The following is a 15354-nucleotide window of genomic DNA, read 5'->3' as shown; positions in this document are numbered from 1 at the left end:
ACTCAGCCTTCTATCTACCAACCAATCAAATGGCCCATCCCTGATCCATTTGATTGTCGCTCTCTCAAATCCTTCAGTTGCTCTCCCCTCGGGTATAATGGCCCGCGCATTTGCCGGATACAGGATCAGTTGTGCCGACAGGAACCCTCTTCACCGTCTCCGCCCCCTCCGGTGCGGGAAAAACCAGCCTGGTCAAGGCGCTGGTGGACAGCGACAGCCAGGTCACCGTATCGGTGTCCCACACCACCAGACCCATGCGCCCGGGCGAACAGGACGGGGTCAATTACCATTTCGTCGACCGCGCCCGGTTTGAACAGATGCTCGACGAGGACGCCTTTCTGGAGCACGCCCGGGTGTTCGACAATTACTACGGCACTTCCAGGCACTGGGTACGGGAAACCCTGGCTGCGGGCCGCGACGTGATCCTGGAAATCGACTGGCAGGGCGCCGCCCAGGTACGTCGCCTGCTGCCGGACACCGTGAGCATCTTTATCCTGCCCCCCTCCCAGGAGGCATTGCGCGAGCGCCTCACCGGGCGGGGCCAGGACGAGCGCAGCGTGATAGAGCGGCGCATGGAACAGGCCATCGACGAAATGTCCCACTACGTGGAAGCGGACTATCTGGTGATCAACGACGACTTCGACACCGCCCTCGTCGAGCTGTGCGCCGTGGTCACAGCCCAGCGCCAGAGTCTGGAACGCCAGCAGCAGCGCCACCGGGATCTGTTGCAGGCACTGCTGCGCCACCCCTGATTTCGCGAGCCATCTGTCGGCCATATCCTCCCGCGGCATCGGCTGGTCGATTTACGTACACTCCGCGCTGCGGTAAAATAATCGGTCCCGTACCGAATTCGCCCTCTGGGCACTGCAATGGAACCGAAAGTTTATGGCACGTATCACCGTTGAAGATTGCCTCGAGCATGTGGACAACCGCTTCGAGCTGGTTATCGTGGGCAGCAAGCGCGCCCGCCAGATTGCCACCGGCGGCAGAGACCCGCTGGTACCGGAGGAGAATGACAAGCCCACAGTCATCGCCCTGCGCGAGATCGAAGAGGGCCTGGTAGACGCCAGCATCCTCGACGAGCCGGAAGAGGAAACCACCAGGACGCCGGTCACCTCCGCCCCGGTCTACCTGTCCGAACAGGACCTGTGATTGATCCCGATTCTTCGACACTGTAAGAGAGACAAAAGAGGCGCGCGCGGCTTTGCACACTATCGATAGTCTGGCCCACCGCCTCTCCTCCTATCTTCCCCCCGACCAGATCCAGAGCATCCGCCGGGCCTATTTCTACGCGGAACAGGCCCACGACGGCCAGCAGCGCCGCTCCGGTGAACCCTACGTCACCCATCCGCTGGCGGTGGCCACCATCCTCGCCGGCATGCATATGGACCACGAGAGCCTGGCCGCGGCCATGCTCCACGACGTGATCGAGGATACCGGCATCCCCAAGGCCGCGCTGGAGGAACAGTTCGGCGAAGAAGTGGCGGACCTGGTGGACGGCGTCTCCAAGCTGACCCAGTTCGAGACCGACAGCCCGGCGGAAAAGCAGGCGGAAAATTTCCAGAAGATGGCCCTGGCGATGGCGCGGGATATCCGCGTGATCCTGGTAAAACTCGCCGACCGGTTGCACAACATGCGTACCCTCGGCGCGCTGAAGCCGCAGAAGCGCGCGCGCATCGCCCGCGAGACCCTGGAGATCTACGCGCCCATCGCCAACCGCCTGGGCATGAATGATGTGCGCATCGAGTTCGAGGACCGCGCCTTCTTCGCCATCTACCCGTTGCGTGCCAGCCGCCTGCGCGCGGCTTTAGTCGCGGCGCGCGGCAACCGCAAGGAGCTGCTGGAAAAAATCCAGAATGCCATCGAACTGCGCCTGCAGCGGGAGGGCATCGACGCGCTGGTGATCGGCCGCGAAAAGCATCTGTACAGCATCTACCAGAAGATGCGCACCAAGAAGAAATCCTTCAAGGAGATCATGGACGTCTATGCCTTCCGCATCATCGTGGACAGCGTGGACGCCTGCTACCGGGTGCTGGGGGTGATGCACAACCTGTACAAACCGGTGATCAGCGAGTTCAAGGACTATATCGCCATCCCCAAATCCAACGGCTACCAGTCGCTGCACACGGTGCTGCTGGGCATGCACGGCGTGCCCATCGAAGTACAGGTGCGCACCAAGGAAATGGACGAGATGGCCAACAGCGGCATCGCCGCCCACTGGCTGTACAAGGCCGCCGGCGACGAGGTGATCAACACCGGCGGCACCAGCCAGGTTCGCGCGCGCCGCTGGGTACAGGGCCTGCTGGAAATGCAGCAGCGCGCCGGCGATTCATTGGAATTTATCGAGAACGTCAAGATCGACCTGTTCCCGGACGAGGTCTACGTGTTCACCCCCAAGGGGCAGATCGTCGACCTGCCCGCCGGCGCCACCGCAGTGGATTTCGCCTACTCGGTGCACACGGATATCGGCAACTCCTGCGTAGCGGTGCGCATCAACCAGCGCCTGGCGCCCCTGTCGCAGCCGCTGGAGAGCGGGCAGAAGGTGGAAATCCTCACCAGCAAGAACGCCCAGCCCAATCCCAACTGGCTCAACTTCGTGGTCACCGCCAAGGCGCGCAGCGCCATCCGGCATTTCCTCAAACACCAGCGCCACCACGACTCCGTGGCCCTCGGCCGCCGCCTGCTGGAAAAGGCCCTGGGCAAGTTCAACACCCGGCTGGAAGACCTGGGCGAAGAGCAACTGCAGAAAGGCCTGCAGGAAGCCAAGTGCGCGACCCTGGAAAAACTGCTGGAGGAAATCGGCTTGGGCAATAAGGTGGCCTTCTCCGCCGCCAAGCTGCTGGTACCCGCTGGCAGTGAGGAGGCCGAGGCCAGCCATATCTCCTCGCCCCTCACCATCGATGCGCAGGAGGGCATGATGATCAGCTTCGCCCGCTGCTGCCGCCCGATTCCCGGGGATACCATCATCGGCCATATCAGCTCCGGCAAGGGCGTGGTGGTGCACCGGGACACCTGCCGCAATACCATCGAATTCCGCGAACACCCGGAAAACATCATGCTGGTGAACTGGTCGCCGGACGTGAAGGGGGAATTCCTCGGCGACGTGCGCGTGGAAGTGGAGTCCGAACGCGGCATTATCGCCCGCCTGGCTACGCGCATCACGGAGGAGGGCGCCAGCATCGAGCAGATCCATGTGGACGAAAAGGACGCGCACAACAGCGTCATCGCCATGACCCTGGAAGTGAACAGCCGCGTGCACCTGGCGCGGGTGATGAAGCGCCTGCGCAACCTGCCGGCGGTGATACGCATCGCCAGGCCGTGATTGTCAATGCGGAATACGCGGGCCATCTCAGTGCCAAATCGCGTATTCCGCATTCATCACTCCGCATTCCGCATTCCGGAGTTTCGCGTTATATTTGCCGGCCTTCTGTTTCAGCAAAGCATCGGAGTACCCATGCCCAACCGCGCCGTGATCAAAACCGACCAGGCCCCGGCCGCTATCGGCAGCTATTCCCAGGCGGTCAAGGTCGACAACACCGTGTACCTCTCCGGCCAGATTCCACTGGACCCCCAGAGCATGGAACTGGTCCCAGGCGATTTCGCCGAGCAGGCGCGCCGGGTCTTCCGCAACCTGCAGGCGGTGTGCGAGGCGGCCAACGGCTCCCTGGGGCACATCGTCAAGCTCAACCTGTATCTCACCGACCTGGGGAATTTCGCCACCGTCAACGAAGTGATGGCCGAATTTTTCGACAAACCCTATCCCGCGCGCGCGGCGGTGGGCGTGAAGGAATTGCCGAAAGGGGCCCTGTTCGAGGCGGAAGGGGTGATGGTTATTTAAATGCGGAATTAGGAATGCGGAATGATGAATACGCGAGCCATCTCTGCGCTGTAGGAGCGGCCGCTGGCCGCGATCTGGCTCCCTTTTGAACAGACACGCCCAGACGCAGGGACGCATTCATGAGGCACATCCCTGTGCCTCACCCGCTTCGCGGGCAGCCTTCGGCTGTGCAAATCTGCTCCCGGCAGATTTGTCCGCATTCCGCATTAATTATCCCTCACTCTCCAGCAGCGCACTGTATCCCGTCCGGTAGTCCGGGTACTTCATCTCGTAGCCGCTGGCCAGCATGCGCCTGTTGCTGAGTTTCTTCGAACGCCGATCGCTGGTGCGAACGATTTCCCGCAGGTGCGCGCTGGAATAGCCCATAGCCTTCACCAGCCACTGCTGCAGTTCGTGCATGGGCACCGGTGTGCAATCGGCGCCGATATACAGCTGCTCCGGCGACCGGCCCCGCTTCTGCTGTTCCATCAGATGGATAAGAAAACCGATACAGTCATCCACGTGGATGCGGTTGCTGTACTGCGGCGGCTGCGGCGGTGCGCAGCGGCCTGCGCGCACCTGGGACAGCAGGCGGTCTCGCCCCGGGCCATAGATGCCGGCAAAGCGCACCACGCAGGCGGTAGGCACTGCGCTGCGAATAATCTCCTCCGCCGCCAGCAGAATGTCGCCCTGGTAGCCGCTGGGAATCGGCGGCGTCTGCTCGTCGAGAAGCTGGTCGCCGCACTGCCCGTAGACCCGCGTGGAGGAAACCCAGATCAGCAGCCGCGGCGGGCGCGCCAGGTTGGGCAGCACCGCCGCCAGCGCGGTGGCGGTATCAATATAGGCGCGATGGTAGGCCCCCGGGGTGCTATCGCTGGGGGTAAAAGTGGCGAGCACCACGTCTGCGCCCTGTTCCAGGTGCCGCTCGATATCCTCTTTGCTGGTGGCGTCCCCGCGACGCCAGTTTACCGCGTCGGCCCGGCGCCTGTTCGCCAAGGCCACCAGCGGGTTGCGGCGTACACCGTAGACGGTGTACTCCTGCCGGTTCAGCTGCAATGCCAGGCGCGCGCCGAGGTCGCCGCAGCCAAAGATCCAAAGTTTTTCCTGTGCCATAACCGTCCGTGCACTTATCCGGGCCGATACAGCGCCCCCAATTAAAGTTCCGCGGGTGAGTCCCCGCTGTATTTTTTATTCTTCCCTGCAACGAAAACCCGGGGCACTGAGGCCCCGGGACTCATCAATCCTGTCTGTCAATGGTGGCGCCGCTTGAGCATCCGGTAGATGAACAGCAGGATGATAGCGCCAATGGTCGCGGTCACTATATCGCCAAGCGCAAAACCGGTCACCGGCCCGCCGATCCCCACCAGGGAACCGAGCCAGCCACCGATAAAGGCGCCGACGATGCCGATCACAATAGTGACGATCCAGCCGCCCGGGTCCGGGCCCGGCATGATCCACTTGGCCAATACGCCCGCGATAAGCCCGAGAATAATCCAGGAGAGAATGCCCATAGAGATACTCCGCTCAATGTTTCCCTACACATATAGCAAAAAATTGCGCCTTTATCCCTTTATCCTGTCCACAAATAGCAAAAATTACTAATAACCACCACAGATATCTCCAGTCACATTCTTTATTGGCCTGCGGCCACTATTTATGAATAATTGCTATTACCTCTAAGCAGCTGATTGCCTGAACCATGACCCTGAATGAACTGCGCTACATAGTGACCCTGGCCCAGGAGCAGCACTTCGGCCGCGCTGCCGAGCGCTGTTTCGTCAGCCAGCCGACCCTGTCCATCGCCGTGAAAAAGCTGGAGAAGGAGCTGGGAGTAGCCCTGTTCGAGCGCTCCAAGACCCGCGTGCAGGCCACGCCGCTGGGCGAGCGCATCGTGGCCCAGGCGCAGCTGGTGCTGGAGCAATCCGCGGCTATCAAGGACATCGCCAGCGCCGGCAAGGACCAGTTGGCCAGCCCACTGTCCGTTGGCGCTATTTTTACCATCGGACCCTATCTGTTTCCGCACTTCATTCCACAATTACAGCGATTGGCTCCGGAAATGCCTCTTTATGTGGAGGAGGGCTACACCGCCACCCTGCGCCAGCGGCTGCGCAAGGGGGAGCTAGATGCAATTATCATCGCGCTGCCGTTTACCGAACCGGACGTGGTCACCCAACCACTCTACGACGAGCCATTTGTGGTGCTGATGCCCGCCGGCCACCCGCTGGCGGAGGAGTCCCTGATCACCCCGAACCAGCTCTCCCGGGACAATGTGCTGCTACTGGGCGAGGGGCACTGTTTCCGCGACCAGGTGCTGGAGGCCTGCCCGCAACTGCAGCACTCCATTGAGAAGGAGGCCGGCAACGGCCATATCCGCACCGCCGCCGACGGCAGTTCCCTGGAGACCCTGCGCCATATGGTGGCGTCGGGCCTGGGCATCACTGTGCTGCCGATGTCCGCGGCCGCCGCCTCCCAGTACGCCAGCGGCCTGCTGGAGACCCGCCCGTTTGCGCCACCCGCCCCCAGGCGCACCGTGGCCCTGGCCTGGCGCGCCAGCTTCCCGCGCCACCGGGCGATCGACATACTGCGCGACGCCATCGGGCAGTGCCGCCTGGAGATCTAGAGCCAGCTCCGGAATGGGAAGACCACAGGGGGAACTCAGCGCACTACCGGTTACCGCACTCAAGGGCGTGGGAGACAAGTTCGCTCAGGTGCTGGCGAAGCTGCATATCGCCACGGTGCAGGACCTGCTGTTCCACCTGCCGCTGCGCTACCAGGACCGCACCCGCATCACCCCCATCGCCGCCCTGGCGCCGGGAATGGACGCGGTGATCGAGGGCGAGGTGCGCGCCGCGGACGTGGTGTTCAGCCGCCGGCGCAGCTTGGTGGTGCGGCTGCAGGACGGCAGCGGCACCCTCTCCCTTCGTTACTTCCACTTTACCGCCGCGCAGAAAAACCGCTTCGCCCGCGGTGTGCGTCTGCGCTGCTACGGCGAAGCGCGCCGCGGAGCCGCCGGCCTGGAGCTGTATCACCCGGAAACGGAGATAGTCGACGGCGGCAGCTTCAGTGCGCCGGACACGCTCACCCCGGTCTACCCGCTGACCGAGGGCGTCAGCCAGGCGCGGCTGCGCGGCCTGGTGCAGCAGGCGCTGGAACTGCTCGCCCGTTGCGGCGCCGAGGAACTGCTGCCTGCGGAACTGCTGCCGGCGCGTCTGCGCTACCCCTTGACGGAAGCACTGCGCTACCTGCACTGCCCACCCGCCGGCGCCGACCTGACGCAACTGGCCGACGGCATGCACCCAGCGCAGCAGCGCCTGGCCCTGGAGGAACTGCTCGCCCACCACCTGAGCCTGCTTGAGCTGCGCCGCAACAGCGCGGTGCACGCGGCGCCGGCACTGGCTTCCAACCCCGCGCTGGAGAGGGACTTTCTCTCCCGGCTGCCATTTGCCCCCACCGGCGCACAGCGGCGGGTCTGCGCCGAGATCGCCGAAGACCTGGCCCGCAATCGCCCGATGATGCGGCTTCTGCAGGGCGATGTGGGCGCTGGCAAAACCCTGGTGGCGGCCCTGGCTGCACTCAAGGCCATTGGCGCCGGCGCCCAGGTGGCCGTGATGGCGCCCACGGAAATTCTCACCGAACAGCACCGGCGCAATTTCAGCGACTGGCTGGAGCCCCTGGGCATCCCCGTGGCCCAGCTCACCGGCGGGCTGAAGCCCGCCGAGCGGCGCGCACAGCTGGCGGCCATCGCCAGCGGGGAAGCGAAATTGATAGTGGGCACTCACGCTCTTTTCCAGGCTGAAGTGGCCTTCCACCGGCTGGCGCTGGTGATTATCGACGAACAGCACCGCTTCGGCGTGCGCCAGCGACTGCAGCTGCGCCAGAAGGGTGGCGACGGCGCGGTGCAGCCGCACCAACTGATCATGACCGCCACACCCATCCCGCGCACCCTGGCCATGTCCGCCTTCGCCGACCTGGACTGCTCGGTGATCGACGAACTGCCACCCGGGCGCCAGCCGATCAACACCGTGGCAATCTCCAACCAGCGCCGCGACCAGGTGGTGGCCAGGGTGCAGGGCGCCGTGGCCGAGGGGCGCCAGGCCTATTGGGTCTGCACCCTGATCGAAGAGTCAGAGAGCCTCCAGGCCCAGGCCGCCGAAACCACCGCCGCAGAGCTGGCGGAGGCCCTCGGCGGTGTGCGCGTGGGCCTGGTGCACGGTCGCCTCACGGCCGATGAAAAGGAGCGGGTGATGAACGCCTTCAAGGCTGGCGAGATAGATCTGCTGGTGGCCACCACGGTGATCGAAGTGGGCGTGGACGTGCCCAACGCCAGCCTGATGATCATCGAGAACCCCGAGCGCCTGGGCCTGGCCCAGCTGCACCAGTTGCGCGGGCGGGTGGGGCGCGGCTCCATCGCCAGCCATTGCGTGTTACTCTACGCCACGCCGCTGTCGCAGAACGGCCGCGCGCGGCTGCAGGCCCTGCGCCAGCACAGCGACGGCTTCGCCATCGCCGAGGAAGATCTGCGCCTGCGCGGCCCCGGGGAAATCCTCGGCATCCGCCAGACCGGCGAGATCCAGCACCGCATCGCCGACCTGCAACGGGACGCCGAACTGCTGCCACAGGTGCAGAAAATCGCTGCCTCCGCCGCCCTCACCGAAAGTACCCGCCGGCAGTTGATCGCGCGCTGGCTGCAAAACAAACCGCGCTACGCCGAGGCCTGAATACCGGTTTTCCGGCCGGCGCAAGGTCCCGTTTATCTCGCCCCCAAAAATGTGACCGAAATCACACCTCAGTCATAAATGGTTTTGCGCAAGTCTCATACCAATGGCAGCCTCACCGCCGCAAAAAACCAAGAAAATATCCACTTAGGGAAAGTCTCGTGAACAAAAACCTATTGAAGAAACGCACTCTCAACACTCTCGCACTGAGCAGCCTGCTCGCTTTCACTTCTCCCACCTGGGCCCTGGATTGGTTTGGCGGCGACGCGGCCCCTCCCAGCCTGACCCTGGCTCCGGCGGAAATCGCCATCGAACTCCCAGCCCCGATACACAGGGATCTGGAGCTGCTGCTGTCCGGCACCGGGGGGGGCAAAAGTCTCGCCGAGCTTGAGTCCCGCGCCGTGCGCAAGTTCAGCACACTGCTGCGCAAGGAACTGGACACGGAGCTGCGCAAGCACTTCGAAGGCGAAGGGGTTCCCCTGGTACAGGAGGGCGGTCTCCTCACCCTGCGCAATTTCCTGGACATCGCTGTTAGCAGACAGCTCCACGAAATGGAAACCACGGCCGATTACGAACTGGAGCGGGGCGTCCTGACGCTGTCCGGCACTTTCCACTATCGGCTGGAAAATAACTCCGGCGAGGCACTGCGCGAACGGCGGCTGGATATCGCCGAGCTGCAGGTGCAGGAGAAATACCTGGTCAAAGCCCCACTCGGCGGCGGCGAGGCGGAAAACAGTTCCGATCAGGCAACCGAGCAGGCGCTGACGAAGCTGGTCGGGCTATTGCTGGAGCGCGTCGAGGATGACCTGGAAGCAGACGAGTTGAGGGATATGACAGCACCCTGATCCCCGCAGCCATCCGCCGGATAAATTAGCACCAAAAACTATCACGCAGTTGCACTCTCCTCCCAGCAGTGGCAGCCTTTGACGGCGATCACAAAAAATAAAGATAAGTATTTGGAGAAAACCTGCGATGAGACGCACAACCCGCGGGCTGGCCCTGGCCGGCCTGCTGACCTTTTCCTTCGCCTCCGCCGTCCAGGCCGAGGAGCAAAAACCCAACCTCAGTATCTTCCCCCCGGAGATAACAATGGACATCCCAGTGCCGGTGCAGGGGGGCGACCTGGCCTTGCTGCTGGCCCAGGCCAGCCAGGGCAACAGCCTCAGCCAGCTCAAGGAGGCCGCCATACTCCGGTACAAGCAACACCTGGAGCGCGAACTGGCCCAACAGCTACAGGAATTCTTCACGGACGAGGAAATACTGCTGGTGGACCGGCAGGGCCTGCTGTCCCTGCGCAATACGCTGGATATCACCGTGATCAAGCACTTCAGCAGCCTGCAGTCCAAGGGAGACCACGAGTTGGAAAAAGGCACCGTGGAGCTGTCTGGGGACTACCGCTACCGCCTGGAACATATTTCCGGCAGCGCGATGCGCGAACAGCAGGTAAATATCTCCAAGCTGAAAATACGCGAGAAATACCAGGTCGTGACCCCCAATGACGGCGGCGAAATTGAGAACACGACCGATCGCGCTATCGAGCGGGCGCTGTCGGAACTGGTTGAGGAATTGATGGAGCGCATTGAGGACGACCTGGAGGCGGACGAACTGGAGTCCTTTGCCCGCTCGGCCTAGCCGCCCCCCGTGGTCAGGGCGGCATGCGCAAGGCAGCCGCCACTGGTCATCCGTTGCTGGCGCGGTACTGGCCACTCACTGTCATATCGCCGCCGTTGGCCGCACTGTCGTAGTTGCGATCGTTGAAGGTCTCTTCCGACAGGGCGCCCTCGCTCTTCGCCACAATAGCGCTAACCACCGAATCCCCGGTGATATTCACCGCGGTGCGCACCATATCCAGCAGCCGGTCCACCCCCAGGATGATGCCGATACCCTCCAGCGGCAGGCCCACCTGCTGCAACACCATCGCCAGCATGATCAGGCCCACCCCGGGCACGCCGGCGGTACCCACCGAGGCCAGGGTGGCAGTGAGGATTACCATCAGGTAGCCCGACAATCCGATATCGACACCGTACATCTGGGCAAAAAATACCGTGGCCACGCCCTGCATGATCGCCGTGCCGTCCATATTGATGGTGGCCCCCAGGGGAACGGTGAAGGCCGCCACCTTGTTGTCCACCCCCAGGCGCTTCTCCACCGTGGCCAGGGTCACCGGAATGGTGGCCGCGGAGGAAGCGGTGCTGAAGGCGAACACCATCGCCGGGCGCATCTTTTTGATCAGCTCCACCGGGTTCAACCCGGAGAGCAGTTTCAGCAGCAGCGAATAGACCCCCAGGGCGTGCAGCAACAGAGTGGCCAACACCACCAGGAAATACTTGCCCAATTGCACGATCGCCTCCACGCCCAATTGCGCGAACAGCTTGGCCAACAGGGCGAAAACTCCGTAGGGCGCAAAAGCCATCAGCACCCCCACCATGCGCATGATGACGTCGTTCAGATCGTTGAAGAAGGACGCTATCCGCCGCCCTGGCTCACCGCTGCGGGAAACCGCGTAGCCCATAAGCAGGGCGAAGACGATAATCTGCAGCATATTGCCGGCCGCCATGGCTTCCACCGGGTTGGTGGGGAAGATGTCGATCAGTACATCCTTCAGCGAGGGTGAAGGGGGGGCCTCAAAAGTGGCCTCGGCAACCAGTCCTTCCATACCCTCGCCGGGCTGGAACAAGGTACCCATCAGCAAAGCGAGAGTGATCGCAGCCGCGGTGGTCAACAGGTAGAGCATTATCGTCTTGACCGCCAGCACGCCCACGCGGCTGCCCTCGGAGAGCGCGCAGGCACCACAGATCAGCGATACCAGCACCAGCGGCACCACCATCAGTTTCAGCGAGGCGATAAAGATGCGCCCGGCGATATCGAACAGGCCATCGACCAGATAAGTGTCGATGACTCCGGTAACGCCGCTGCCCAGCAACTGGCTGGTACTGAGGAAGTTGAACAGTACACCGACGACGATGCCCAACAGCATCGCCAAGAGGATTCTAGTGGTCAAACCCATGGGGTGATTCCCGTGTTGATCTCGTTGTTATACGTGCGGCCGGCCACTATAGCCACTGGCGTGGCCCGGGGCAAAGCGGAACTGACCACCGACCCTGACCACTGTACAATCCCGCCTTTGTGGAATGCGCGGAGCTTGCAGTGCTTTACTCCCCTCCCGGGTACCAATCCCCCTACGAACCGGACGGCGCCTGGCTGAGCCAGCCGCTGGAAACCCTGCAGGGGAAGGGGCCGCCGGCGGAACTGCTGCCCTGGTTGCTGTACCCGGGATCGCTCACCGCCGCGCTCAAGCACCTGAGCGCTGGCGACTTCCGGGTGCAGGTGCTGTCCCAGCGCTGGCAGCAACCCGGTTTGGAGGAGCGCCGGGCGCTGGACATGCGCGAGCGCCAGCGGGCACTGGTGCGCGAGGTGCTGCTGTACGGCAATGGCCGGACCTGGGTATACGCGCGCAGCGTGCTGCCCGAGCGCAGCCTGCAGGGCAGGTCCCGCTACCTGCGCAGCCTGGACAACCGCCCGCTGGGGGAACTGCTGTTCAGCCAGCCGGATATCCGCCGCGGGCCCATCGCGCTGAACCGGCTGCGCCGCAATTCCCGCTGCCGGCTGCGCGAGCTGGCCGGGGAGGGCGCGAGCGCCTGGGGGCGCCGCTCCACCTTCTGGTTGCGCGACAAGCCGCTGCTGGTGGCGGAGGCCTTTCTCGATGGTTTTCGCCCGCAGCACCCACCCTTCAACAGCAGCGGCGGGAAATTGGAAGAGCGTGATGATTAGTCGACAACTTTCCCAGCACTGGCCCGCCGCGCTGCCCTACTGGCAGCTGGCGCGCCTGGACAGGCCCATCGGCACGCTGCTACTGCTGTGGCCCACCTGGTGGGCGCTGTGGCTGGCGGCGAAGGGCTGGCCCGGCCTGCACCTGTTTGCAGTGTTCACCCTGGGGGTGCTGTTGATGCGCGCCGCCGGCTGTGCGGTCAACGATTTCGCCGACCGCCGCATCGACGGCCACGTCAAGCGCACCGCCGCGCGCCCCCTGGCCACTGGCCGGGTCACCCCGCGCGGCGCGCTGCTGCTGTTCGCCGCCCTGAGCCTGGCCGCGTTTCTGTTAGTGCTCACCACCAACCGGCTCACCATTTTGATGTCCCTGCCGGCGCTGGCGCTGGCCTTCTGCTATCCCTTCGCCAAGCGCTACACCCACCTGCCGCAGGTGGTGCTGGGGGCGGCCTTCAGCATGGGCATTCCCATGGCCTTCGCCGCCGCCACCGGCGAGGTGCCGCCCACCGCCTGGCTGCTGGTGACCGCCAATCTGCTGTGGACTGTGTGCTACGACACCTTCTACGCGATGGTGGACCGGGACGACGACCTGCGCATCGGAGTCAAGTCCACTGCCATCCTGTTCGGCGATATGGACAGAACCATGACCGGCGCACTGCAGCTGATGGTGCTCTTCGCACTGCTGCTGATCGGCCGCCGTTTCGAGCTGGGGACCGCCTACCAGTTCGGCCTGGCCGCCGCCGCCGGCCTGTTCGCCTACCAGCAGTGGCTGATCCGCGGCCGGGAAAGGGATGCCTGTTTCCGAGCATTCCTGAACAACAACTGGGTGGGCATGGCGGTATTTGCCGGAATATTTTTCCACTATCTGCTGAGTTGACCCCCACAGGCTGGGGGCTGTTTTGCGCCTGTCATATATTTGTCACAGGAATGCCGTTAAATGGCCGGCAAAAGCAGGATATGACAGATGCAAAACAAAACCATTCTGATAGTCGACGACGAAGCCGCCGTGCGCGACATGCTGCGTGTGGCACTGGAAATGGCAGAGTATCGTTGCATCGAAGCGGAAAACGCCCAGGCCGCGCACGCGCTGGTGATCGATGAAAAGCCGGACCTGATCCTGCTCGACTGGATGCTGCCGGACGTGTCCGGAGTGGAGCTGGCCCGCCGCCTCAAGCGCGACGAACTCACCGCCTCCATCCCCATCATCATGCTCACCGCCAAAGGCGAGGAAGACCACAAGATCAAGGGCCTGGAGACCGGCGCCGACGACTATATCACCAAGCCGTTTTCCCCCCGGGAGCTGGTGGCGCGCCTCAAGGCAGTGTTGCGCCGCGCCGGCCCCAGCACACCGGAGGAACCGCTCACCGCCGGCCAACTGGTGCTGGACCCGATCAGCCACCGGGTGACCATCGGCGGCCAGGCGGTGGAGATGGGCCCCACGGAATTCCGCCTGCTGACGTTCTTCCTCTCCCACCAGGAACGCGCCTACACCCGCACCCAGTTGCTGGACCACGTGTGGGGCGGCAACGTCTATGTGGAGGAGCGCACCGTGGACGTGCATATTCGCCGCCTGCGCAAAGCCCTGGCAGTGGACGGCCACGACCGCTTTATCCAGACGGTGCGCGGCACCGGCTACCGCTTTTCTGTGCAAACCGCGGAAAAAGTGTAAGACTTTGCCCGCCTGAACTAACACAGCGACACCTTCAATGCTGGATCGCAGTATCGGCGAGTTCTCGCGCTTTGCCGTCATCGCCCTGGGCTGTGCCATTCTCGGTTTCTCCACCGGGCGCTGGCTGCCAACCATCGCCCTCGGCCTGGCGGTCTACCTGGGCTGGGTGCTCTGGCAGCAGAGCCGGTTCAACCGCTGGCTGGCCAACGGCCGCCGCGGCCCCGCGCCCACCGCCTTCGGCGTCTGGGGCGATATCTACGACGACTTCTACCGCCTCCAGCGCCGCCACCGCCGCGAGAAGCAGAAGCTGCACACCATGTTGCGCCGGGTGCAGGACAGCACCAGCGCCCTGCGTGAGGGCATAGTGGCATTGGAGGACGACGGCAACCTGGCCTGGTGGAACCCCGCCGCCGGCGAGCTGCTCAGCCTGCGCCCGGAGGACGCCGGCCAGCCCCTGATCAATTTCGTGCGCGAACCCGGTTTCGTCAGCTACATGCAGCAGCAGGGCCGGCGCGAGCCGCTGACCCTGCCGGCACCGGGCAACGACGCGCGCATCCTGCAAATGGAAGTCACCCGCTACGGCCGCGACGAGGCCCTGGTGATCGTGCGCGACGTCACCCGGCTGCACAACCTGGAACAGATGCGACGGGATTTCGTCGCCAATGTGTCCCACGAACTGCGCACCCCGCTGACGGTGATCGCCGGCTACCTGGAAACCCTGGAGGGCAGCGGCCAGGCGCCCCAGGGCTGGCAGCGGCCGCTGGCCCAGATGCTCGACCAGACCCAGCGCATGACCAGCCTGGTCAACGACCTGCTGCTGCTCGCGCGCCTGGAAACCTCGGAGCGCAACAGCGGCCGCGAACAGATCCCCGTGCGCGAGCTGATGGAGCGGGTGGCGGGGGAGGCCCGCGGTCTCAGCGCAGGACGCCACCAGATCAGCGTCGAGTGCCTGCAGGACGCCACCCTCACCGGCGACGCCACCGAGCTGCACAGCGCCTTCGCCAACCTGGCGCTGAACGCGGTCAAGTACAGCCCTGCCGGCGGCCCCATCCAGCTGCGCTGGTGGGTGGACAGCCGCGGCGGCCACTTCTCGGTACAGGACAGCGGCATCGGCATCGACCCCATCCACATCCCCCGCCTCACTGAGCGTTTCTACCGCGTGGACGCGGGCCGCTCCCGCGACAGCGGCGGCACCGGCCTCGGCCTCGCCATCGTCAAACACGTGCTGCTGCGCCACAGCGGCGAACTGGGCGTGGACAGCACCCCGGGCCGCGGCAGCACCTTCACCCTGCACTTTCCCCCCAGCAAGCTCTCCACCGCCGCTTCCGCCTAATTTGCAGGTTAAAAATCACCCAATTGCTGCTAGAATCCCCCGCCTCACGATC

The 15354-nt window shown here is 63.9% G+C and carries 15 protein-coding genes; 12 read left to right on the top strand and 3 right to left on the bottom strand.

Annotated elements, in window-relative coordinates:
* Positions 1-131 precede the first annotated feature (131 nt).
* From gmk to FHS09_RS12020, 4 genes are all read left to right on the top strand, one after another.
* Positions 132-752: a guanylate kinase gene (gene gmk / locus FHS09_RS12035; RefSeq protein WP_183460211.1), complete on the top strand. Its 621-nt coding sequence runs from the start codon at positions 132-134 to the stop codon at positions 750-752.
* 133 nt (positions 753-885) lie between these two features.
* Positions 886-1152, top strand: a complete 267-nt coding sequence (gene rpoZ, locus FHS09_RS12030) for a DNA-directed RNA polymerase subunit omega (RefSeq protein WP_183460209.1) — start codon at positions 886-888, stop codon at positions 1150-1152.
* Between the two features lie 52 nt (positions 1153-1204).
* Positions 1205-3322: a bifunctional GTP diphosphokinase/guanosine-3',5'-bis pyrophosphate 3'-pyrophosphohydrolase gene (spoT, locus tag FHS09_RS12025; protein WP_183460207.1), complete on the top strand. Its 2118-nt coding sequence runs from the start codon at positions 1205-1207 to the stop codon at positions 3320-3322.
* 132 nt (positions 3323-3454) lie between these two features.
* Positions 3455-3838, top strand: coding sequence for a RidA family protein (locus tag FHS09_RS12020; RefSeq protein ID WP_183460205.1), 384 nt, complete (start codon positions 3455-3457; stop codon positions 3836-3838).
* Positions 3839-4048: 210 nt separating this feature from the next.
* Here FHS09_RS12020 and FHS09_RS12015 read toward each other — a convergent pair whose 3' ends face one another.
* Positions 4049-4930, bottom strand: a complete 882-nt coding sequence (locus FHS09_RS12015) for an NAD-dependent epimerase/dehydratase family protein (RefSeq protein WP_183460203.1) — start codon at positions 4928-4930, stop codon at positions 4049-4051.
* A 137-nt stretch (positions 4931-5067) separates the two neighbouring features.
* On the bottom strand, positions 5068-5328 hold the full coding sequence (locus tag FHS09_RS12010) for a GlsB/YeaQ/YmgE family stress response membrane protein (RefSeq protein WP_183460201.1): 261 nt from the start codon (positions 5326-5328) through the stop codon (positions 5068-5070).
* Positions 5329-5516: 188 nt separating this feature from the next.
* Here FHS09_RS12010 and FHS09_RS12005 point away from each other — a divergent pair, with 188 nt between their 5' ends.
* The 4 genes from FHS09_RS12005 (at position 5517) to FHS09_RS11990 (ending at position 10164) form a co-directional block, all read left to right on the top strand.
* Positions 5517-6437, top strand: a complete 921-nt coding sequence (locus tag FHS09_RS12005; protein ID WP_183460199.1) for a hydrogen peroxide-inducible genes activator — start codon at positions 5517-5519, stop codon at positions 6435-6437.
* 13 nt (positions 6438-6450) lie between these two features.
* Complete coding sequence (gene recG, locus FHS09_RS12000; protein ID WP_183460197.1) at positions 6451-8535, top strand: ATP-dependent DNA helicase RecG; 2085 nt, start codon at positions 6451-6453, stop codon at positions 8533-8535.
* A 158-nt stretch (positions 8536-8693) separates the two neighbouring features.
* Positions 8694-9377: a hypothetical protein gene (locus FHS09_RS11995; protein WP_183460195.1), complete on the top strand. Its 684-nt coding sequence runs from the start codon at positions 8694-8696 to the stop codon at positions 9375-9377.
* A 127-nt stretch (positions 9378-9504) separates the two neighbouring features.
* Positions 9505-10164, top strand: a complete 660-nt coding sequence (locus FHS09_RS11990; protein ID WP_183460193.1) for a hypothetical protein — start codon at positions 9505-9507, stop codon at positions 10162-10164.
* Positions 10165-10210: 46 nt separating this feature from the next.
* On the opposite strand, the gene FHS09_RS11985 is transcribed toward FHS09_RS11990, so the two are convergent.
* Complete coding sequence (locus FHS09_RS11985; protein WP_183460191.1) at positions 10211-11539, bottom strand: dicarboxylate/amino acid:cation symporter; 1329 nt, start codon at positions 11537-11539, stop codon at positions 10211-10213.
* A 140-nt stretch (positions 11540-11679) separates the two neighbouring features.
* Between FHS09_RS11985 and FHS09_RS11980 the strand changes: the two genes are divergently transcribed.
* From FHS09_RS11980 to phoR, 4 genes are all read left to right on the top strand, one after another.
* Positions 11680-12303 carry a chorismate lyase gene (locus FHS09_RS11980; protein WP_183460189.1) on the top strand — a complete coding sequence of 208 codons (624 nt, stop codon included), beginning with the start codon at positions 11680-11682 and terminating at the stop codon, positions 12301-12303.
* The gene (ubiA, locus tag FHS09_RS11975) at positions 12296-13177 is read left to right on the top strand and encodes a 4-hydroxybenzoate octaprenyltransferase (protein ID WP_183460187.1); all 882 of its coding nucleotides are present in this window, start codon (positions 12296-12298) and stop codon (positions 13175-13177) included. The genes FHS09_RS11980 and ubiA overlap by 8 nt, the downstream gene beginning before the upstream one ends.
* Positions 13178-13264: 87 nt before the next feature.
* A complete protein-coding gene (gene phoB / locus FHS09_RS11970; RefSeq protein ID WP_183460185.1) occupies positions 13265-13969 on the top strand; it encodes a phosphate regulon transcriptional regulator PhoB in 705 nt (234 codons plus the stop codon).
* Between the two features lie 37 nt (positions 13970-14006).
* Positions 14007-15302 (top strand): phosphate regulon sensor histidine kinase PhoR, encoded by a 1296-nt coding sequence (phoR, locus tag FHS09_RS11965; protein ID WP_183460183.1) that lies wholly within the window; start codon positions 14007-14009, stop codon positions 15300-15302.
* Positions 15303-15354 lie beyond the last annotated feature (52 nt).

Origin of the sequence: Microbulbifer rhizosphaerae, from assembly GCF_014191725.1 — a bacterium.
In the GTDB taxonomy this organism is placed as follows: Bacteria; Pseudomonadota; Gammaproteobacteria; order Pseudomonadales; family Cellvibrionaceae; genus Microbulbifer; species Microbulbifer rhizosphaerae.
This window is presented reverse-complemented; position numbering and strand designations above follow the sequence as displayed.